This window comes from Paenibacillus sp. J22FR5 (assembly GCF_059691975.1).
Window position 1 is genome coordinate 41,498 of record NZ_JCAUAN010000039.1, and the last position, 19,400, is coordinate 60,897.

A 19,400-nucleotide genomic window follows, 5' to 3' on the forward strand; every position below is an offset into this window, starting at 1 on the left:
GATGGGAATTCGATTTACGGTGTTATCAAGTGGTTCTACGGGGAATGCAACGGTCGTAGATAACGGTGAGGTTAAGCTGCTGATCGACGTAGGCTTTAGTGCGAAGAAGATGGAGCTGTTAATGAAGGAGCGGGAGCTCGCGGCGAGCAGTATTGATGGCATTCTCGTCACACACGAGCATTCCGATCATATCAAAGGACTCGGTGCGTTCGCACGGAAATATGATGTGCCGATATACGCGAATGAGAAGACGTGGGTGGAGTTAGATCGCCAAATTGGCGTGATCGCCGAAGGTAATAAGCGTGTGATGGATACCGGTGGCGTAGAGGAGTTCGGCGCGTTGAAGGTGGAATCCTTCGGAATCTCGCATGATGCGGCGGAGCCGGTGGGGTACGTCTTTTATGAAGGGGATCAAAAGTTAAGCGTGGTGACGGATCTAGGGTATATGAGTGAAAAGGTAAAGGAAAAGATTTCGGATTCAGATAGCCTGGTCCTAGAGACGAACCATGATGTGGACATGCTGCGCGTGGGGCATTACCCGTGGAGCATTAAGCGACGCATTCTCGGTGACAAGGGACATTTATCCAACGAAGCCGCAGGGGAAGCGCTCTGTGATATCATGACGAATAAGACGAAATCTGTTTATATGGCGCACCTTAGCCGTGATCATAACTTAATGGATTTGGCCAGGCTGACCGTGAATAATATCGTACAAGAGCGGGCCCCCGAGGCGAAACAGCTGCGGCTGATGGATACGTATTTTGACCGTTCTACGAAATGGGATGTATTGGATTCGGAGTAAGTGCAGCGTCGAGTTCTTGCGACTTGAGCTGAATTTCTTGCGCGGTGACAAGACCTTTATCAATTAACACTTGAATGAGAGATGAGAGGACGAGGGACTGGTGATAGTGGCTATCCTTGAGGTCAGCTAGCTTACCAATCATATTAATTTCTTCAAAATGGGAAGGAATACGGTTCATCGTGGCATTCTCCTTTAGATAATGTTCTAGTAAAGTTTCTAAACACTCTAGTAATTCGGTAAGAGATTTGGTTTACTATTATTGTAGGCAAGAAGCGAGCGAAACATTCCTATTATTTGCAAAATACCAATCGCAAGATGGCTCCTAACCATCCGTTGATTGAAATAAACCAAAGCGAGTGCAGCGTTAGCCCTGTCAGCGAGGAGGGACCTGAAATGAGTTTGTTTGATGATGATTTTTATTCGACCAAAAGGCCCAGAAAGCGCGAGCCGGTATGGCGTCCCAAAAGGACAGGGAATTTCACAAGTTTTACGAGCTTTGCTGGTCGAAGACGGTATGTCGCCCTCATCGCAGGGTTCGTCGGGGCCTTAGGAATGCTTGTTGTGGTAGGGATTGTTCACGCTATTGGAGGTAGTGATTCAACAGGGAAGGAACTTGCGATTCCTGTGGTGGCCAAAGCCGATGTACATCCCATGAATAGCAATGACTCCGTTGTTGCGGCGACGGACAAAATAAAGCCAGCCGTTGTTAGTGTGATCTCCTCCAAGAAGGATGATGCTGGGCAAGAAACGGGCATTGGCATCGGATCCGGTGTGATGTTCGCACGGAGCGGGGATAAAGTTCGCATCGTGACGAATAGCCACGTTGTGGAGAATGGGAATCAGTTCGAAATCGTGAATTTCGAAGGCGAGCATCGCAAGGCAACATTGGTCGGCCGTGACCGGATTACAGATTTGGCTGTGCTGGAGGCGGATGGTAAAGACGTTAAAGTACTCGCCGAATTCGGGGACTCTGAAACGCTGCGCGCTGGCGAAATGGCGATTGCCGTAGGTAATCCACTTGGACTTGGCTTCTCACCAACCGTGACGCAAGGCATCGTTTCTTCACCGAAACGGACCATACCAGTCTCGCTTTCACGTGAAGGCACCGATTATGACTGGGAAATGGACGTCATCCAGACGGATGCCGCGATCAACCAAGGCAACAGCGGGGGACCGCTTGTTAATATCGAGGGCAAAGTAATCGGCATCAATTCGATGAAGATTGCCGACACCGGTGTGGAAGGCTTGGGCTTTGCAATTCCGATTAATAGTGTGAAACCGATTATTGATAGTCTCATTAAGGACCACAAAGTGAAACGGCCGTTAATTGGGGTGTCGACGCAGGAGCTGCAAGCTTTTAAAGGGACGGATGTATTAAAGCTTCCTGCAGATGTTAAAACTGGAGTTATCGTCTTCGACGTCTCAGGACCTGCGAAGGAAGCGGGACTGAAGGCGCAGGATGTGATCGTACAGCTGGATGATCGCAAGATTGATAGCACGATCTCCTTGCGGAAGTATCTCTACAACGAGAAGAAGATCGGCGATAAGATCAACGTGGTGTACTATCGCGGCGGGAAGAAACTGACGACGGTACTGACGCTGGTGGAGGCGACGGATAAGTAGTAGGGACGAGTTAGTGTAAAGAGGAAATAGAAGGTCAAGATCGAGTGAAAAGATCGGGTCAACATCAAAAGAGAATCGAAAGAAAAGATCAGATCAGGATCAAGTTACAAGATCAAGTGATAGATAAAAATCTACAGAACCGTTGCGGATGAGAGGTACTTACATGCATGTCGTTTGTAAAGATCATGTGGAAATAGCCATAGATGAATTTGTTGATGAGTATGAGGAAGCACCAGACGTTGTGGATTTGCAGAAAACCCACTTCGCCCAGTGGGCACCGCCTGAGCATTGCGAGCATTGCCAGTCATTATCACGTTTTCTAATTGTTTGAGGGAGGCCTTGGGGCCTCTTTTTTCTTTGTCTTCATGCGGACTGACTACCTCTTGAAGTTGTAAAATGTACAGGCCTGTTGATCTACCAATAAATGGGACATTTGGAGTTGTTCCAAATAGAGTGGGTACATTCAGATGCTGCTTAATCCAACGAAAAACACTTCAATCTGCCACCGCTTTTTATACATGTCAGCGATTTTCTCGGCAGAGGGTCTGTGTAAATTGGTTGCGAGAATAACGGGATTGCCTTGCGGATCCTTTAGGATAACAACACGAAATCGATGCTTTGAGAGCGTCGAAGTTGTCCCTAACTGACACGTTAAGTCTTGTTCAAGAGTCCCTGCATAAGGACGTTTACGTGTTCTCAGTTCAGGTTCATGAAAATGTGTGTTATCCCTAAGCCGAATCACGAAATATTGTTTTTGTTCAAATGCAACTTTCCTGTATCCGCAATAAGCGAAACATGAAGTTTAATTCCAGCTTTCTCCCCTTTTAGTGGTGCCCAAGGCAATCGCCCTATCCCAACAGTTACCTTGGTTGAATCGACGACTAGTAATTCTTTAGGGATACGAATGATCCACAGTGGCTAGACCAAAAGATGACATTCGTTTTTCTCCATCCCGGTAACCGTCCCATTGCTGAAGCGCGGCTTGGGACAAAAATAGAAAAAGATCGTAAACTGTGAATTTCCGTGCAGAGTCAAAGTATCCAGCCTCATTGATGAGAGGGAGAAATTCTTCTTTCGGTATAATTGTTTGCAGAATGTTCGAGAACATAGTAGACTTTTTCATGAGGTCGCCTTCTTTCGGATGTTTGTAGGGGTACAAACAGTTTACCGAATGAGCGGCCTTTTTGCCTGCTATTTTGTCGATAATCAACAGGCCTGTACAACATACAACATGAGTGGAGAAGGAGATAGTGACTATGGAATCAATTTGGTTCACGAATGCAACGAATGGTATGATGGGAAGATCGATTGAGAAGAAAAGGGGCACGTTATGCACATACAGATACTGACCGTTGGGAAATTAAAAGAGCGCTATCTTGTGGACGGGATCGCGGAGTACATGAAGCGTCTTGGCCCGTATGCCAAGATGCAAATGATAGAGGTGCCGGATGAGAAGGCACCGGAGAACATGAGTCCTGCTGAGGAGCAGCAGGTGCGGGTTAAGGAGGGCGAGCGGCTGCTAGCCAAGCTCGGCGCGGACGTGTACGTCGTGGCGCTGGCCATCGACGGTGAGATGTGGACGAGCGAGCAGCTGGCGGGCTCGCTCGATAAATTAGCCACCTATGGGCGGAGCCAGGTGGCCTTCGTTATTGGCGGCTCGCTCGGGCTGTCGAGCGAGCTGCTGCGCCGTGCGGATATGCGGCTGTCTTTTGGCCGCATGACGCTGCCGCATCAGCTGATGCGGCTGGTGCTGGTGGAGCAGATTTATCGCGCGATGCGGATAAATCGGGGGGAACCATATCATAAGTGAGTCGAAACTTTTGATATTAACCGCTCACGGGGCGTGGAAAGTTGCCCATCAGGGGGAAGTGTGGATGAGGCTGCCCGAGGGTAAAGGGTAAGAAAGCGCTTTGGTGGCTTCGTGCGGTCTGCTGGTTGCTAAATCGTGAGGCTTTAGACCTGCATAATTGCATCGAGAAGTATGGATTGTATGGTGACTGGACGTAATGTTTGTTCAATGGATGTAAAATAAATAGCAAAAAATAGAGGGTTTCTTTTGTACTTTCAAGTTACTGGAAATCGATTCGTTGTCGAGTCGGATCGCAATCCGGTCTTTGGATTTGAGATACTTGCGAAAGTTTAATTAAAAAATAGCATTCCTCTCTGGACATATGCTGTGTGATTAACGGAAATAAGGTTCCCAAGACTTCACCGCTAATCTCCATATCCTCAAGCTCTTTCAAAAATTTAATAAACATATGCATTTCCAAATCCACTTGACGGTTGAACCTGCTTAAGGCGGGAAAATGCTGCAGATTCGCACGCATATAACCCGCAAGTTCAACAGCTTTAAGATAAAGATCTTTAAAATGATTCGAATATATGTAGCACCCGTTCTTAAGCATTGCTTCGGACAGATCAAGCTTGTCGTGGAGAATATTGGCATGCCCGTATGCATCCAACAGCCATATCTGGTGGTAATGGACGGCCGGTAGCAGCGGCGGTAACTGCATGGCCACTAAAGCGTTAAGGACGATCACGTATTCTTCCAACTCGTTGACCATATGGCTGATAAAAGTCGGAGAGAGATCGATGCTTATTTTCCCGATCAACAATCGGCGCAGTAAATGAAGTTTAAATGCCTTAATATCTTGTGTGGATTGATAAGCTTTTTGGTTCAAGACAATGATTTCCTCTGTCGACAAGTCGCGGCGCGCATCATACAGCAGCGAATCGAAGACATTCATAAAGTACTTTGTTGTTTGTATTTCCGTTGGTTCGTTCGCCGGTAACGATAGAAAAATAAATCGGGCGTGATCGCCCAATACTTGCAACCAAAAGCGGTGTTCAAACAAGGCCGCACTCCGATACTTGTCTTGGTCCAACGTAATTCCCCTCCGCATCAAGATTGGCTTACGGACTTACCCGGTTATTTGAACTGACTGATAATATGATCAGCAGTACGAATGGCTAGGGCGATGGTGGTTAGGGTCGGATTGGCAGCCCCGCTCGTCGGAATGACACTATTGTCAGCAACATAGAGACTGGATATGCCGTGAATTTGGCCGTACGGATCGGCTGCCGATGTGGATGGATCACGGCCAATGCGGCATGTTCCCATTTCATGAAGGTCTTTTCCAGGGTACCTCAGGCACATGTCCGAATTGCCGTTCATTGAAATAAATGGGGATTAAATGACTTGTGGAATCTGTTTCATCCCTTCGCTCATTTGACGAATGATATCTTTGTCTTGTTCGCTGTACGAGAAATGGACGTTAATCTCTGGTACCCCGTATTCATCTCTCTTATAGAGGTCAAGAGCGATGTAATTGTCAAATCGCGATTGAACAGCACCAGAGCCGTAAAAGTCGACTCCCCAGTGGCTGCGCAAAGGTATTTCTCTGTACTTGTTCCAAAAGTATGTTCCCGGTCCATATAACTGTACTTGGTAATCCCGGGTATCTGTTCGAGGGATCAAAACCGTGAGAGAACCTAAATTCTCAGGAAAATCGTTACGGTTAACCAGCCCTTTGGAAATGATTCGAGAGTGATTCACCAAATAATGCCCGATCACATTCCCGGAAATCCCTGATTGGAGCAAAAGTCGCGGGGGCTCGAACGTACTTGCCGATAAGACAACCGTCTTTGCTTTCAGATAATGGGTTTTCTTGTCTGGGCCGATGACCTTGACGCCACTTATTTTCTTATTATCCGTATAAACCTGAACAGCCCTCGCTTTTACCGATAAATCGACAGGGCGGCGGTTCATTGCCATTACTAGAAAAGAGATGGAACTGAAAAATGCATTGGAAAAAATCTGCCCATTCCCTGATGATTGCCGATCAATGGCTTGTGTCATTTCGACCGATTCAGGAAAGCCATTATCGCGAAGAAGCTCCAACACCTTTTGCGTCATTAAAGATTGCTGGCTATAATCATGCGTGACTTTGATGATTGTTTCGGCAATATTATAATATTTCTCCATTTCTACAGTGGAGACAGGCCAATCGACCGTATCGGCGGCATGCATGCGAGGACTGCATCCATACCAGAGTAAAGTTCTCCCGCCTAACCCCACAAATTGCTCGAAATCGAGCGGAATCTCAGATGGAAGGCCGCTAAAGTCGGAATCGCCGCTCAGTTCACCAATTTTTTTCCAAAATTTTGGATTCTGCCAAAATTGAGAATATTGCTCAAAATTTATTGTCGAGATATTGAGTATATTGGTCGGCAAAAAAAGATCTCCGGCTTCAATAATGCCGATACGCTTCCCATTTCTTCCCCATTTCTCGCATAATCTCCAGAGAACCGCTCCCCCGCCGGCGCCTGTACCGACAATAAGGACATCATAATCAACTTGTTCCATTTCTTCTAACGAAGTTAGGGGTATCCATGTATCGAGGTACTGTGGCAGAGGAGTTTCAGGACAAATTGGGACATGGCAGCTTGATTTACCAGACATGGCTGAGGCAGGAAGTTTGATGGGCTTTCCGGCAATATTCAGGTTCGAATCAGGGATGTGCGGATTAAGGAAAATTAATTCCTTTAGCTCTGCCCCATATTTCCTAGCTAAGTCAATCAAGCTTTCACCTTCGTCAGGGATACATATCCTCAATATTTTCACTCCCCTACCCACAAGGCTATATATCCATAAGCTACTTTTATGTGTTGATGTCAAGAAATATACTCTCATATTGTCGTAGAAAATTCCCTGCCTCTAGAGAAAAATAGTCGACTTCAGCAGTCAAAGTAGCTCCCCAATAATTGGTCCCCGAAATATTTTTTGCATAACCCAAAGGAGACCTAATTGTTACAGGTCGAAACACCGTTATGGCAACAGTTGAATCGAATAGCTAGGCCAATTGTAGAACAGGCATGAAATTTGTAAATCTTTTGGGAGCATTACGTTATGTGTTAGTATACGGATGGGGGGATCCACTTTTGATAGGTCGAAGCGGCAATCCAACATTCGCTTAAATTGCAAGTGGTCTGCTGTTTTGATAAAAAGAGGAGGAAAGCCACGTGATCAATATTCTTGTTGTGGAAGATGATATAAAGCTAAATAAAATTGTATGTGCTTATCTGAACGATAATGGCTACCGTGCTATCGGATGCAACACCGCTTCGGAGGCGTTTGATGCGATGGTTGACAACATGGTGGACTTGATTGTTTCGGATATTATGATGCCTGAGATGGATGGATTTGAGTTTGCGACCCATATAAGGAATCAAGATAAAACGATACCGATTTTGTTCATGACCGCCCGTGACGATATTTCCTCCAAGCAAAAGGGGTTCCGAATCGGCATTGACGATTATATGGTCAAACCGATTGATATGGATGAATTGGTGTTGCGTGTTGGTGCTCTGCTACGCCGAGCTAACATTGCCAATGAAAAGAAGATGTGCATAGGAAGCCTTCTGATGGACGCGGATGAAATGTCGGCTTATTTGGACGAAGTGGTAATTCCGCTTACCGTCAGGGAGTTTAACATCCTTTTCAAGCTCCTGTCTTATCCTAAGCGGACATTTACCCGAAACCAGTTGATGAATGAGTTTTGGGGTATGGAATCAGAAAGTACACCTAGGACGGTGGACGTATATATTACCAAGCTGCGTGACAAATTTGGGGACTGCAAGGACTTTGAAATCGTTACGGTTCATGGGTTGGGATACAAGGCGGTATTGAAATGAAACTTAAGCGGAAGAAACGGGATGAGCGGGTCAATGTCCGCTACACATGGGTCAAAGATTTTATTGGTTTATTCCTAATACTGATAGTCATCAATAGCGGTCATATCCTTATTTTTATGGCAATCTTCAACATAGAGCCTACAGTCTCCAATATATTAGTACCGGATCTGATGGCTTATTTAATTTTTGCCACACTGATATTATGTACGATCACTACCATGTTGCGAAGCTCCTCATTGAATCTTCCCATGCAGCGGCTAAGTGAAGCCGCAAAAAGAATCGCCGAGGGAGATTTTTTTGTCCGTGTAGCCCCATTGCGCAAGGATGGAAAGAAAGACTACGTTGAAGTGATGTTTGATGATTTTAATAAAATGGCGGAGGAACTTTCCAGTATTGAAACCTTGAAAAATGACTTTATCGCCAATGTATCTCACGAGATCAAAACGCCGCTTTCCGTTATCCAGAGCTATGCTTCAGCCATTCAGCGTGATACGCTGCCGCTGGAAAAACGAGAAGAATATGCTGAAACCATCCTGACTTCCTCACATAAGCTGACCGCATTGGTCACCAATATTCTGAAACTCAACAAGCTGGAAAATCAGGGAATTACGCCGGCCGCCGAGCCATTTGACCTGAGCGAGCAGCTGCGCTGCTGCGCCCTTGCTTTTGAGGATTTATGGGAAAACAAAGGTATTGCGTTTACTGCCGATATAGCGGACGATGTGACCGTAAGCTATGACGAAAGTATGCTGGAGATCGTATGGAACAACCTGCTTTCCAATGCTATCAAATTTACTGATCCGGGCGGTTCCATTGCATTGACGCTGAAAAGCGAGGATGGCTTTGCTGTGGTTTCGGTAACAGATAACGGCTGCGGTATGGACGAAGCAACAAGAAGTCGTATCTTTGATAAATTCTATCAGGGAGACACCTCACATTCGCAGGAAGGAAACGGATTGGGGCTTGCTCTTGTAAAAAAGGTCATTGAAATTATTGATGGTGGAATAACGATTGACAGTAAAGTGGGTCTCGGTACAACTTTTATTATCCGATTTAAAAAAGTATAACCTGTCATATCTAAAAGCCTTTCTTGACTTGAATGTCAGGGAAGGCTTTTTATGTTCGCATTATTTCACATTAATATTTCTTTAACAATTGTTTGACAACTTAAAACCAACTGCCCTATAAAGTAAGGGCATCAAGAGGTTCACCAAACTGGTAACCAAGGAGTGATAAAAAATAAGTGTTGGTCGATCACAAGGGTGAGCTAAATTAGCAATTTACTTTCTTTTTATTAATTTGACGATAGGTGGGAACATAAATGAGTGCAGAAACATTATACACATGGTGGCCTGCTATACTACTCTGGTTAGTATTGCATATTCTAGGGGTTATTATTTTTATCAAAAAAATGAAAAGAAAGAGGGAGGCTTCTCTCTTTAATAATAAAAAAGCCACTCAGAAAAAGTATTCATAAATGACAAAAAATGCAGCTTGTCCTCCCATCAAATAATGTAATTAAAAGGAGTGAACCGATATGATGAAAGCAGCTATTTATTATGGAAAAAATGACATTCGTGTAGAAGAAAAACCGATTCCTACAGTAAGCCCCAAAGATGTATTAGTTCGTAACTTGCGAGGCGGCATATGCGGCACGGATATTAATATCGTGAAAGCCGGCGGAGGGGATATAGGCATTAGTCTCGGCTCCGAGTTTGGACATGAAATGGTCGGCGAAGTTGTTCAGGTTGGAGCGGACGTATCTGCCGATATTAAAGTCGGTATGCGCGTCGGCATTAACCCGATTACAGCGAAACGAGTTGGGCGTCGCAAATCGCTGGAATGCGCGGGTTTTTCTCAATATGTCCTCATCGAGGATGCGGCGTTAAATTATAACTTATATGAAATGGATCGGAATGTTCCTTTAGAAACGGCTGTATTAATGGAGCCTGTAAGCGTCGGGCGGCATGGCGCTTTCCGTGTAAACCCGCAGCCAACAGATAAAGTCGTTGTATTAGGCGCGGGTCCGATTGGCCTTTCGGCTGCGGCAAGCTTGATTGCGGAAGGCATTACGAACGTTTGCGTCGTTGATATCGATGATTGGCGTTTGCAAAAAGCGACAGAACTAGGTGCGGTAACAGTGAACTCCATGAAGGAGAATTTAGCCGAAGGTTTGTCCAAACAATTCGGTGAAGTAAACGTTTATGGTCAAATCGTCCCGGATATCGATATTTTTATCGATGCAGCCGGCGCGCCTGTTCTATTCGAAAACGTAATGAAAATGGTAAAACCGCAAGCGAAAATTTCGATTATCGCGGTTTATAAAAATGAAGTACCCGTCCGCTTAGCCCAAATCATGTCCAAAGAACTGCAAATTCAAGGTGCAAGCAGTTATACGCATGAAGATATTTCGAAGGTAATTGAACACCTGACCCATAAAAAAACGAATATCGCGAATATCGTCACACAGATCTATAAACTGGACGATATCCAGGAAGCATTCAACGTAGCAATCGCAGCCAAAGGGGCTATCAAGGTTGTCGTTGATTTATCGTAACACTGAGGCGGTCAGTTTATATAAGAGAAGTTTCCGCGGCACACAACAAAACGGTAGAGCAACTACGATAACAAATTGAAATGTTGAACAGCCCTTTCAGCTACATCATGTAAGCTCGAAATAAACCTATAAAAATAACAAACAGGCTGTCGATTAAGCAGCCTGTTTGTGTTTTAACTCCACTAGTAAGGCATGGAGCTGTTCTGTGGCGAGCCCATGAAGAACTAATCGAAATCCAGCGCGAAGCGTAGAGAGCGGGACCATCGGGTGCTTATTGTTGATCAATGCCAGCCTGTCATTGCTGCCGATCACTTTGGAGGCCAGAATCCCTATCGTTTCGTCGAGTTGCAAGGAATTCGTGGCCCGCCAAAAATCGTTATCTGTCAGAAAAAACTGGTAGACAGGGGTAAAACACTCGATAGCTGTCATGAGATCGAGAAAATTGGACCATCGATCAGGCATTTTTTCAATAGGGAGGGGGCTTGAAGTAATGGCATCAAAATTAAGCCGCTCCTGCTTGGTGACTTCGATGTTTTTCTCACGGATTTGTATATTCAAATTTATTACAAAATTATATAAATTGAGGTCATGAATGAGAAACAAATCGTTTTTAACGGGTTCAAGATTCGTCGGTTTCAGAGGATTCATCTCTACATGGACACCCGGAATGTTATCGCGGATGAATTGCAGTACTTCAGAACCAAGATAAAAGTGCCGAAGAATCATATAATTGGCCTCTGGACTCACAAACGTTTTCATGCCCCAAAACAAGAAACGATGCAGTACTTTAGATGAAGTGAATGCTTTCGGGAAAATGATTTTGTATAGCTGGAAGAGTATAATCAGCAGCCGAGAAACTGGCCTCAAAACCGGAAGCAGAAATTGTCTGGATTTACTCGAGCAGTCCTTTAAGTATGATGCCTTCGCTTCTTCGTTAAATGGAATGCTTTGATCAAGGTAAATGGCAAGGAACGGATTAGGGTCTTGCTTATCATGCGGCATGTTCTTAAAATAATCGGCCTGGTTCATATGTTCCCCAACTCCTCTAATTGTAATAAATACAATCGTGCTGTAGTTTTAGCGGTTTTTACAATCCGCTCGGCAATTTCCATCGTAAGCATCGGATGCTGAATGCCAGCTTCTAGACGCTCGAAATGTTTTTCATCCGAGTCGCTATGATAGAGTAAAAATGATACTTGGTCGTCATTTAAACGGAGTTGATCACGGATCGCCTCCCCCCAGTACCTCGCCATACGACATCCAAGACCTTCAATAATCCACATCGCACCCATCAGATCAACAGGATTTTCTCGGCTTGCCCGCTGAAACAAATAGGCGGACAGTGCTTCGCTGCCGATATTTTTCTCACCGGATTGAATATCTGCAAGATTTCCTCCGACGGCCACGTAATTGCGTTCCAATAGTTGAAAGTCGCGGTGCTCGTCGCGGGCATGGGCGATAAACATGGAGCGCAGCTCGATATGCTCAATCGCAATGTAAGAGGCTGCGCGTGCAATCCACTGCGACCCATCAATCACCTGCTGACGAATGTTTTCCATGAGCAGCATGTAATCTTCAAGTGTAAATTTGCCCCTGTACAGTTTATGAATGATCGGAACGTGAGCAAGCTTTTGTTCAAAATCAATCCATATGTTGACTAACTGCCTTACTAAATGGGACTGAACCAAATTGGCATTATCAAATTCCAAATGTGGCGCTTCTGGCTGTCGCTCCATGTACTCGGTGACCGTCCTGTTACCTGTGCCGACTACAGTTAATAACATATACGAGGTCTGAAATCTTCCGCTCTCTGGAACCATGCAAAGCACTTTTTCGCCTGGTTTCAGATGCCCTTCGTTGAACAGTTCCTCCAGCATAATATATATAGAGGCGGCTCCTGTGTTGCCTTTCGTATATAGGTTTGTAAACCATCTGTCTGCAGGAATGGTCATCCCGCCAAGCTGCATGAGACGGAAAATTTCGTCACGGAAATAATGGGAGGAGTAGTGACACACCATCCAATCGATAGCAGAAGGATTCACTTTTCCTTCGTCCACGAGTTCAAAAAAACGTTTCACACCGACTTTCGGCATTTCGCCCACAAGGCGAATATCCTGTTTCAAATTAATTACCCCATCATCGGCCGCTTCATGGATGGAAGAATAATCAAGCCAACCGTTTTGCTTTTCCTTAGAACCCTCTTTATTCATGCCTGCATACATACAAGTGTCGTATAGATTGGCGTAAGATTTATTGTCTATCCATTCAATTTTGAGGGATAATCCATGATCGCTTGGCTTATGCTGAAGCACGGCGGCACCCGCGCCATCAGACAACATGAACCGAAGGAAATCAGTATCAAAAGGAATCGGATGATCCATAAATTTGGCCTGCGCTTCAAAGCGAGTATGTTTGAATACACGGCTTGGAAACTCGCTGGCACAGGAAATGGCGGCTTTTTTCTCGCCAGACTGTACCTGCAGGTAGGCATTTTTGATCGCTTGCATACCGCTGCCGCAGACGCCATGATGTGTCGCAATTTCCATGACGGGCAGGCCGGTTTCGGCATGAACCATACTGGCAAAACCGGGCACCAACAGGTCGCCTTGGGTCGTGCCAACAGCTAGAAAGTCTATTTGGTTAAATAAATCGTCGTGATTCCGCTCAAGCGCATCGCGAATTGCATTGTTTGCCATTTCTGCATTAGAATAAAGACTTTTTTGATCTTTATCTATGGCGTAATGACGATATCGAATTTTGTTTTGCTCAAGAATGCGCCGCATAGATTTCGAGCTTTTTCCACCTATTCTACCGAGGTATTCCTCCATTTCCTCGTTATCGATGGGCATACCCGGCAAGAACTTTCCGATACTTGTTATATAAACGGAATTCATGGGAACTCTCCTTTGTGGAAAATTTTATAATATAACCTATCATCGTCTATATCAGGTCAATTTTATAGTACTAAGTTATTCTAGTACCTTACAGAAGGGGAATCAGGAAATAGGTCCTGTCGTTCTGGCTAGTAGTAGATATCAAATACTCCTACCTCAATGGTATAATGAAGTTATTTTTCAATAGATTGCTTCATGAAATTTTAAAGAAATAAGGATATTAAAGCTGATCACAGAAGGGTTATCGAACAAGGATATCGCAATACGCCTATTCGTAATGGATGAAACAAAATTTGTATAGAAAGCTTAGAGTAAACAATCGAGTGCAAGCGTTGCAGCGGGCAAAAGAATTAAACGTATTTGAAAGCTTAGAAAACACTGATATAGTACCACAATAGTAAAGTTGACTTTGGAAAAATCGGCTGTCCTGAAAGATTGGTATATAAAATCCAGTGCAAGCACTGCTTCTCCCCCAAATGGGGGATTCTTTTTTTGTCGAAATAGTCTTATAGTTATAATAGAATGTCAAAATTCGACAAGAAGGAGTGGGACTTTCGACGTTTGTCGTGAACACTTTATCATAAAAATAAAATAATTTCGGGAGGGCATTAACATGGAAACAATTCCAACAAATCGAAAGCGTAATTTGGCAAAATCAATTTTACTTGCCGTCACGCTTAGCGTAGCAACTGTTTTTTCACTTAGTACTGTAATTTTCCCTCAAGCAGCGATTGCCGCAACAACTCCAGTTACAACTGGAGGGGTAGAGTTTACCGTTGTTAACGGAGAAGGAACGGAAGAGTTTGTTGACTACATATCTGTAAGCTCAGTGAAAGAGGGAGAGCTCGCTATACTTTCCGGCGGCTACACCTCAGACAGAGTGGGTAATGTAACAACGATTGCAGGACTTAAGAATGCCGGTGACTACATATTTACATTTGTCAAAGGAAATGATGCTCAAACCATTAAGCTTCCGGTTACCTTAGGGCCGAACAAGAAAGTAACCGTAACCTTCATCAGCTCTGCTAACGCATCGAAGCTGGCTGACGATCTTCAAGCCGGAACTGTAAAAACAGCCAAATACGGCTCGATTGCCGGACACCTCATAGCCGCTTCAGGCGCCGTGAAGGACGCCGTCGTAACTGCGTACAATGGAACATCCGCGAACACTTCTACTCAATCGTGGGAGACAAAGGCGGACGTTAACGGCAACTATCGCATTTACTTGCCTGCAGGCAAGTACTTTTTAGTGGTTAAAGGCACCGATATTGCGAATTCAACCACAGCTGAATTCTATCAAAATACGCTCGACACCGTAACTGTAGCCGCAGCTCAGACGGTAGGTACATTTACGGATCGAAGTATAACTCAGGCTTGGGCTAACGCAGATGCGTACAAGCTAGGCTATAGCTTAAGTACCCCCCTTGCGTCGGATACTACTGAAATTAAAGGAACTATTGGCTCAGATGCAACTATCGTGACCGCTTACGAGGTAAATAATGGCATAAGAAAACTGCTAGGCTCAAGCAAAGGAACCAAAGCAACCGCTCCGACAACTGGTTTTACGTTCAGTATTAAGCTCACGGCACCCTTGGCTGGCAAGAAGGTGGTTATCGTGGTGCAAGATTCGGCCATGAATGTTTACGAGGATACGACTGCGGAGAACAGTGCGCTTAACACCATAAGCACCATTACCTTGGTAGCCGATACGACATTAGCTATCGTTGGAAATCCGATCGATATTACCTACTCAGATACATTCAAGAACTACGGTAGCAATATTTCGAAGGTAGAAGTAGAAGCTAGTGACGTTCCGAAGGTAGCGCTGGCCAGCACAAACTACACACTTTCCGCCGGTAAAATTACAATTAACTCGGGCGTTCTGGCAGCAAAAACATACACGATCAGCGTTACATCCACCGGTTATGATCTAGAGACTGTTACGCAAACCATCGGAGCGGCAACAGCAAGTGCACCGGCATTAACGGCGACAGCAGCGGTAGGCACTAATGATTTATCGAGCAAAGTTACATCGACAGTTGCTAATGGCAACCATCTGGTCGTGAAGAAATCTTCGGAAGTGATTACGGCACCTAAAATTTACGATACGGCTCCGACAGGAACGGATGTATTTTCTTATACGTCTGGCGGTGATATTACCGGAATGACGAAGAAATATTTGGGCGTATATGAAGTGGACAGCCAAAATAGAGTTGTAAAATTTGTACAGCTTACCATAACAGCGGCACAAGTTAAAGGTGCTGTCGCTCCGCTTACAGGTGTTACACAGAGGGGCTTCGATGATAAAAGCGTTGTGTTCACATTTGGTAGAGACATCAGCGCAGTTTCAGCAACAACGCTTAAAGCGGCTGTAACAATATCTGCAAGCGGTGGAACAACGTTTACAGCATTAGCTGCCGGGGATACCGTAACGGTCAATGGCAATCAATTAATTGTTGCGTTCGCAGCTTTTCCCGCTTCGACAATGAAATTTAAAGTTGCTGCAGGTACGGTACAAGATCTATTTGGCAACAAAAACGTGGCGATTGCAACAACCGGATTGCGAACTGATTTACCATACCTTCCTTTCCCGGATGCTCCAAATATTACAAACGCAGTAGCGTCTGCGGCAGCAGGCACGATTACGGGTCTAGCGCCTAACACTACTTTTGAGCTTAGTATATTTGCTTCAAGCACCTGGGAGACCCATACAACGGATAGTTCAGGTACATTACAAGTAACAGGAGCTTTCAGTAACGGCAGTTCAATTGCCATTAAACTTCCATATGGTAATATGTCTCATATCCTTACCACACCTTAGATGAAATAAGAAACATAGTGAAGAAACCCTTCGAGTCGTATGTCTACTTGAAGGGTTTCTTGCGCATCTCTTTCGCGAACTGAATTTCACGTTAGAATCTATGATAGCCCAATTCTAGAGTTGGTTAATTACGATAATTCATATCAATTAGGTTTACAACAGATGGCGGAAGACCATTAGGGAAGATGCCTTGGCGAGGTGTTCTGAACGGTGGAAGTGTCACTGTTACGGTAACGGAAGCGGGCAATCCTATTCCTTCGGCGCTTCGGCATTTCAATGGAACGAACTGTACGGATACTATATCTACCAGAATAATGATGCTGGTATTTTTGTTACGGTTGCTACTGAAACATACGGCGATACGCTCCACATTTCCAAGAATGCAAGCTAGAGTTCAATTCGAATCTATACCAATGGAGGTTGGAATGGATACGAGGAATCACATGGAGATTATGCACTTCAAGAAATGACAGGCTTGGACTTTCAAGTGATAATCACGAATAACGGCGGTCAGACATATGGCGAAGCAGGAACAATCAGTCTTCTGGACCAACCCTCCAAATATAATGATCAGTGGGATTGGGAAAACTATTCCTACCATTCAGGGGGATATTTGGAGAATTATTTCAGTGAATTAACCCAATAGAAAGAAAAGTCGTTTGCTTCGGTGCCCCAAAATGTTGCACGCAGTAGAGGGCTCTCCTTATGGCTTTATGGATAGCCGGTTTCTATTTTGTTACGAATGATTTGTGCGAAAAAAGTAGATTAGTAGATTTTAGTATGCAATAGAAAAATACCGACTCAGCAAATCAGCGCTTGCAGCTCTCTTTTCAACCAAAAGAGGAAAATATCCCGACATTTTGTGAGAAATTTCACAGAAAAAATTCTTTGGTTGACAACTATGGCCTATAATTCTATTGTTAATCTAGGTATATTTTACTAAGTGAAAAAGGCAAATCATAAGAAATTATGAGACGCAAAGCCAAGAGCCTAAATCACCTCCGGTGACATGGTAGTCGGTTGCCACAAGAATATTGACTTGATTTGAGTCCAATTCTTGTTGGACTTCTTTTTGTTGGTAAAAACGACCTAAAAACAATAAATTTAGGGAGTGAAACGTGATGAAGCATTGGTTGTTGCGATTACTGGTTTTAAGTATTTTTATTTTACAAGCAGTAACTCTATCGGATGGAAAGGCGACTGCTTCAGAGTCGAATTTTGGCCAAAAGCCGATCTTGTCAGGGGGTCTATATCACTCTTATGCGATTAAAGAGGATGGGACGATCCGGGCATGGGGCTATAATAATGTGGGACAGTTGGGTGACGGAACAGTTATCAAGAGAAAGGTCATTGGTCCGGTCAAGAATATAACAAATGCTGTGTCTATAGCCTCTGGAATCAACCATGGGGTGGCTCTTTTAAGTGATGGAACTTTAATGAGTTGGGGAGCGAATTCTTACGGTCAGCTAGGAGACAATTCGGTTACTACACGCAAATTACCTGTAAAGGTGTCTGGTCTGACGAATGTTACTGCTGTGTCAGCCGGTGCAAACCACACCTTGGCTCTCAAAGCAGACGGCACTGTATGGGCGTGGGGTTATAACAATGCTGGACAATTGGGAGATGGAACTGTCACAACTAGAAAAACGCCAGTCCAAGTAAAGAACCTTTCCTCTGTCATAGCCATCTCAGCGGGGACAAATGCCTCTTATGCTGTTACAGCGGACGGAAACGTATGGGCGTGGGGTCTGAACAATTACGGACAAATAGGTGATGGCACTACATTAACAAGGAAAACGCCTGTTAAGGTTTCAAATCTAACGGATGTAAAAGCAATTTCAGCGAGCAATTATACAGTAGTTGCATTGAAAAAAGATGGAACCGTATGGGCATGGGGCTACAATAGGTACGGCCAAATTGGTGATAATACAGTGCTCACTCGCAAAACCCCTGTTCAAGCACAAATATCTAACGTTACTTCCGTAGGGGTTGGCTATAATCATACCATTGCTTTGTTGAATGACGGGACTGTATGGGCATGGGGCCTAAATAGCTACGGTCAACTTGGAGATGGGACTGTAACAACTAGGAAGTTACCTGTTAAAGTAAAAGATCTGGCAGGAATCAATCAAATTTCAGCCGGACGCAATCATAATCTAGCATTGAAAAGTGATGATACGGTAGTAGCCTGGGGCTACAATAACAACGGCCAAATAGGTGATGGTAGTGCTATTAATAAGAAAACCCCTGTACCCGTCAGTGGGTTAACAATCAATCTTCCTGATGGCCAAGTAGTAGAAGAGCCAGATACAGTAACCCCTCCTTTAGAGGATGAGGCATTATTGGCTGCACAAGATGCAGTGGCTTTTTCTGAGGAGGCTGCAAGTGCAGATCTTACAATTCAATACAACTTAGAGCAAGCGCAGTCTGCATACGATGATGCATCACAACTTGTTGCTGATCTTCTAGAAAGTTCGGAAAAATCAGATTTGATGACGCGTCTAGACAGTGTCAAACAGATTCTGGATGGTGCACAAGAATTAACGAATGCAACGAATGCGGTTATAGCTGCGGAGTTGTTAGTCAGTGGCGATCTTAGTACTCCGGAACTCATTAAAGCAGCAACAGATGCGTATAATCAAGCTTTAGCACTAGTTAATAATTTGCCAAATAGCACAAATAAAACAGATTTAGAGAGCCGTCTGAATATTGTACTGAATAAATTGACAGCAGCGCAAACAGTGAAAGATACTGCAGCACCGGTAACTACAGATAACGCACCAACCGAATGGGTAAACAATGAGGTAACGGTAAACCTGAGCGCTAGCGATGATGGCGGTTCGGGAGTAGCTGCTACCTACTACCAGGTAGATGGTGGAGTTCAACAGGCAGGGAATGCTGTTGCTCTGACGACAGAAGGTGTTCATACGCTTGTTTACTGGAGTGTAGACGGAGCAGGAAATGTAGAAGCACCACACTCGGTAACCGTAAAAGTAGATAAGACAGCAC

The 19,400-nt window shown here is 44.5% G+C and carries 20 protein-coding genes, 1 pseudogene and 1 riboswitch; of the genes and pseudogenes, 12 read left to right on the plus strand and 9 right to left on the minus strand.

Annotated features, from left to right (window positions below; all coding sequences use genetic code 11):
* Position 1: 1 nt before the first annotated feature.
* A complete protein-coding gene (locus AC58P7_RS29860) occupies positions 2-802 on the plus strand; it encodes an MBL fold metallo-hydrolase (RefSeq protein ID WP_497349532.1) in 801 nt (266 codons plus the stop codon).
* Here AC58P7_RS29860 and AC58P7_RS29865 read toward each other — a convergent pair.
* The gene (locus AC58P7_RS29865) at positions 771-980 is read right to left on the minus strand and encodes a hypothetical protein (RefSeq protein WP_497349534.1); all 210 of its coding nucleotides are present in this window, start codon (positions 978-980) and stop codon (positions 771-773) included. The genes AC58P7_RS29860 and AC58P7_RS29865 overlap by 32 nt on opposite strands.
* Positions 981-1,195: 215 nt before the next feature.
* On the opposite strand from AC58P7_RS29865, the gene AC58P7_RS29870 reads away from it, so the two are divergent.
* Both AC58P7_RS29870 and AC58P7_RS29875 read left to right on the plus strand, forming a co-directional pair.
* Positions 1,196-2,425: a S1C family serine protease gene (locus AC58P7_RS29870; RefSeq protein WP_497349536.1), complete on the plus strand. Its 1,230-nt coding sequence runs from the start codon at positions 1,196-1,198 to the stop codon at positions 2,423-2,425.
* Positions 2,426-2,588: 163 nt separating this feature from the next.
* Positions 2,589-2,756 (plus strand): CxxH/CxxC protein, encoded by a 168-nt coding sequence (locus AC58P7_RS29875; RefSeq protein WP_497349538.1) that lies wholly within the window; start codon positions 2,589-2,591, stop codon positions 2,754-2,756.
* Positions 2,757-2,888: 132 nt separating this feature from the next.
* On the opposite strand, the gene AC58P7_RS29880 is transcribed toward AC58P7_RS29875, so the two are convergent.
* The 3 genes and pseudogenes from AC58P7_RS29880 to AC58P7_RS29890 all read right to left on the minus strand — a co-directional run bounded on the left by AC58P7_RS29880 (position 2,889) and on the right by AC58P7_RS29890 (position 3,548).
* Positions 2,889-3,167 carry a transposase gene (locus AC58P7_RS29880; protein ID WP_497349570.1) on the minus strand — a complete coding sequence of 93 codons (279 nt, stop codon included), beginning with the start codon at positions 3,165-3,167 and terminating at the stop codon, positions 2,889-2,891.
* Between the two features lie 42 nt (positions 3,168-3,209).
* Positions 3,210-3,331 (minus strand): annotated as a pseudogene (locus AC58P7_RS29885) (IS4 family transposase); the annotation flags it as partial.
* Positions 3,318-3,548 carry a hypothetical protein gene (locus AC58P7_RS29890; protein WP_497349540.1) on the minus strand — a complete coding sequence of 77 codons (231 nt, stop codon included), beginning with the start codon at positions 3,546-3,548 and terminating at the stop codon, positions 3,318-3,320. The pseudogene AC58P7_RS29885 and the gene AC58P7_RS29890, both read right to left, overlap by 14 nt.
* A 207-nt stretch (positions 3,549-3,755) precedes the next feature.
* On the opposite strand from AC58P7_RS29890, the gene rlmH reads away from it, so the two are divergent.
* The gene (rlmH, locus tag AC58P7_RS29895) at positions 3,756-4,235 is read left to right on the plus strand and encodes a 23S rRNA (pseudouridine(1915)-N(3))-methyltransferase RlmH (RefSeq protein ID WP_497349542.1); all 480 of its coding nucleotides are present in this window, start codon (positions 3,756-3,758) and stop codon (positions 4,233-4,235) included.
* Between the two features lie 259 nt (positions 4,236-4,494).
* Here rlmH and AC58P7_RS29900 read toward each other — a convergent pair whose 3' ends face one another.
* From AC58P7_RS29900 to AC58P7_RS29910, 3 genes are read right to left on the minus strand one after another with little or no spacing between them, the layout of a single operon-like run.
* Positions 4,495-5,310 (minus strand): DUF2935 domain-containing protein, encoded by an 816-nt coding sequence (locus AC58P7_RS29900; RefSeq protein ID WP_497349544.1) that lies wholly within the window; start codon positions 5,308-5,310, stop codon positions 4,495-4,497.
* Positions 5,311-5,354: 44 nt separating this feature from the next.
* Entirely contained in the window at positions 5,355-5,600 is a 246-nt protein-coding gene (locus AC58P7_RS29905; RefSeq protein ID WP_497349546.1) for a GMC oxidoreductase, read from the minus strand.
* 15 nt (positions 5,601-5,615) lie between these two features.
* Entirely contained in the window at positions 5,616-7,040 is a 1,425-nt protein-coding gene (locus AC58P7_RS29910) for a GMC family oxidoreductase N-terminal domain-containing protein (protein ID WP_497349548.1), read from the minus strand.
* Positions 7,041-7,447: 407 nt separating this feature from the next.
* Here AC58P7_RS29910 and AC58P7_RS29915 point away from each other — a divergent pair, with 407 nt between their 5' ends.
* The 4 genes from AC58P7_RS29915 to AC58P7_RS29930 all read left to right on the plus strand — a co-directional run bounded on the left by AC58P7_RS29915 (position 7,448) and on the right by AC58P7_RS29930 (position 10,676).
* A complete protein-coding gene (locus AC58P7_RS29915; protein WP_497349550.1) occupies positions 7,448-8,119 on the plus strand; it encodes a response regulator transcription factor in 672 nt (223 codons plus the stop codon).
* 248 nt (positions 8,120-8,367) lie between these two features.
* On the plus strand, positions 8,368-9,186 hold the full coding sequence (locus tag AC58P7_RS29920) for a HAMP domain-containing sensor histidine kinase (RefSeq protein ID WP_497349552.1): 819 nt from the start codon (positions 8,368-8,370) through the stop codon (positions 9,184-9,186).
* 254 nt (positions 9,187-9,440) lie between these two features.
* Complete coding sequence (locus tag AC58P7_RS29925) at positions 9,441-9,596, plus strand: hypothetical protein (protein ID WP_497349554.1); 156 nt, start codon at positions 9,441-9,443, stop codon at positions 9,594-9,596.
* Positions 9,597-9,656: 60 nt separating this feature from the next.
* Complete coding sequence (locus AC58P7_RS29930; protein WP_497349556.1) at positions 9,657-10,676, plus strand: zinc-dependent alcohol dehydrogenase; 1,020 nt, start codon at positions 9,657-9,659, stop codon at positions 10,674-10,676.
* A gap of 153 nt (positions 10,677-10,829) precedes the next feature.
* Here AC58P7_RS29930 and AC58P7_RS29935 read toward each other — a convergent pair whose 3' ends face one another.
* A complete protein-coding gene (locus AC58P7_RS29935) occupies positions 10,830-11,705 on the minus strand; it encodes a DUF6999 family protein (protein WP_497349558.1) in 876 nt (291 codons plus the stop codon).
* A complete protein-coding gene (locus tag AC58P7_RS29940; RefSeq protein WP_497349560.1) occupies positions 11,702-13,570 on the minus strand; it encodes a 3-oxoacyl-[acyl-carrier-protein] synthase III C-terminal domain-containing protein in 1,869 nt (622 codons plus the stop codon). The genes AC58P7_RS29935 and AC58P7_RS29940 overlap by 4 nt, the downstream gene beginning before the upstream one ends.
* 217 nt (positions 13,571-13,787) lie before the next feature.
* Between AC58P7_RS29940 and AC58P7_RS29945 the strand changes: the two genes are divergently transcribed.
* From AC58P7_RS29945 to AC58P7_RS29960, 4 genes are all read left to right on the plus strand, one after another.
* On the plus strand, positions 13,788-13,871 hold the full coding sequence (locus AC58P7_RS29945; RefSeq protein WP_497349572.1) for a hypothetical protein: 84 nt from the start codon (positions 13,788-13,790) through the stop codon (positions 13,869-13,871).
* Positions 13,872-14,183: 312 nt separating this feature from the next.
* Positions 14,184-16,391, plus strand: coding sequence for a hemoblobin-interacting domain-containing protein (locus AC58P7_RS29950; protein WP_497349562.1), 2,208 nt, complete (start codon positions 14,184-14,186; stop codon positions 16,389-16,391).
* A gap of 466 nt (positions 16,392-16,857) precedes the next feature.
* Positions 16,858-17,037 (plus strand): hypothetical protein, encoded by a 180-nt coding sequence (locus AC58P7_RS29955; protein ID WP_497349564.1) that lies wholly within the window; start codon positions 16,858-16,860, stop codon positions 17,035-17,037.
* Between the two features lie 295 nt (positions 17,038-17,332).
* Positions 17,333-17,419, plus strand: a riboswitch (cyclic di-GMP riboswitch).
* 93 nt (positions 17,420-17,512) lie between these two features.
* Positions 17,513-19,400, plus strand: a 1,888-nt coding sequence (locus tag AC58P7_RS29960; protein ID WP_497349566.1) for an RCC1 domain-containing protein, incomplete at its 3' end; no start/stop codon positions are given.

Coding starts and splice junctions, on each gene's coding strand:
- AC58P7_RS29860 (WP_497349532.1), top strand. CDS start 2: ATGGGAATTCGATTTACGGTGTTATCAAGTGGTTCTACGGGGAATGCA.
- AC58P7_RS29865 (WP_497349534.1), bottom strand. CDS start 980: ATGAACCGTATTCCTTCCCATTTTGAAGAAATTAATATGATTGGTAAG.
- AC58P7_RS29870 (WP_497349536.1), top strand. CDS start 1,196: ATGAGTTTGTTTGATGATGATTTTTATTCGACCAAAAGGCCCAGAAAG.
- AC58P7_RS29875 (WP_497349538.1), top strand. CDS start 2,589: ATGCATGTCGTTTGTAAAGATCATGTGGAAATAGCCATAGATGAATTT.
- AC58P7_RS29890 (WP_497349540.1), bottom strand. CDS start 3,548: ATGAAAAAGTCTACTATGTTCTCGAACATTCTGCAAACAATTATACCG.
- rlmH (WP_497349542.1), top strand. CDS start 3,756: ATGCACATACAGATACTGACCGTTGGGAAATTAAAAGAGCGCTATCTT.
- AC58P7_RS29905 (WP_497349546.1), bottom strand. CDS start 5,600: ATGAACGGCAATTCGGACATGTGCCTGAGGTACCCTGGAAAAGACCTT.
- AC58P7_RS29920 (WP_497349552.1), top strand. CDS start 8,368: ATGCAGCGGCTAAGTGAAGCCGCAAAAAGAATCGCCGAGGGAGATTTT.
- AC58P7_RS29925 (WP_497349554.1), top strand. CDS start 9,441: ATGAGTGCAGAAACATTATACACATGGTGGCCTGCTATACTACTCTGG.
- AC58P7_RS29930 (WP_497349556.1), top strand. CDS start 9,657: ATGATGAAAGCAGCTATTTATTATGGAAAAAATGACATTCGTGTAGAA.
- AC58P7_RS29935 (WP_497349558.1), bottom strand. CDS start 11,705: ATGAACCAGGCCGATTATTTTAAGAACATGCCGCATGATAAGCAAGAC.
- AC58P7_RS29940 (WP_497349560.1), bottom strand. CDS start 13,570: ATGAATTCCGTTTATATAACAAGTATCGGAAAGTTCTTGCCGGGTATG.
- AC58P7_RS29950 (WP_497349562.1), top strand. CDS start 14,184: ATGGAAACAATTCCAACAAATCGAAAGCGTAATTTGGCAAAATCAATT.
- AC58P7_RS29955 (WP_497349564.1), top strand. CDS start 16,858: ATGACAGGCTTGGACTTTCAAGTGATAATCACGAATAACGGCGGTCAG.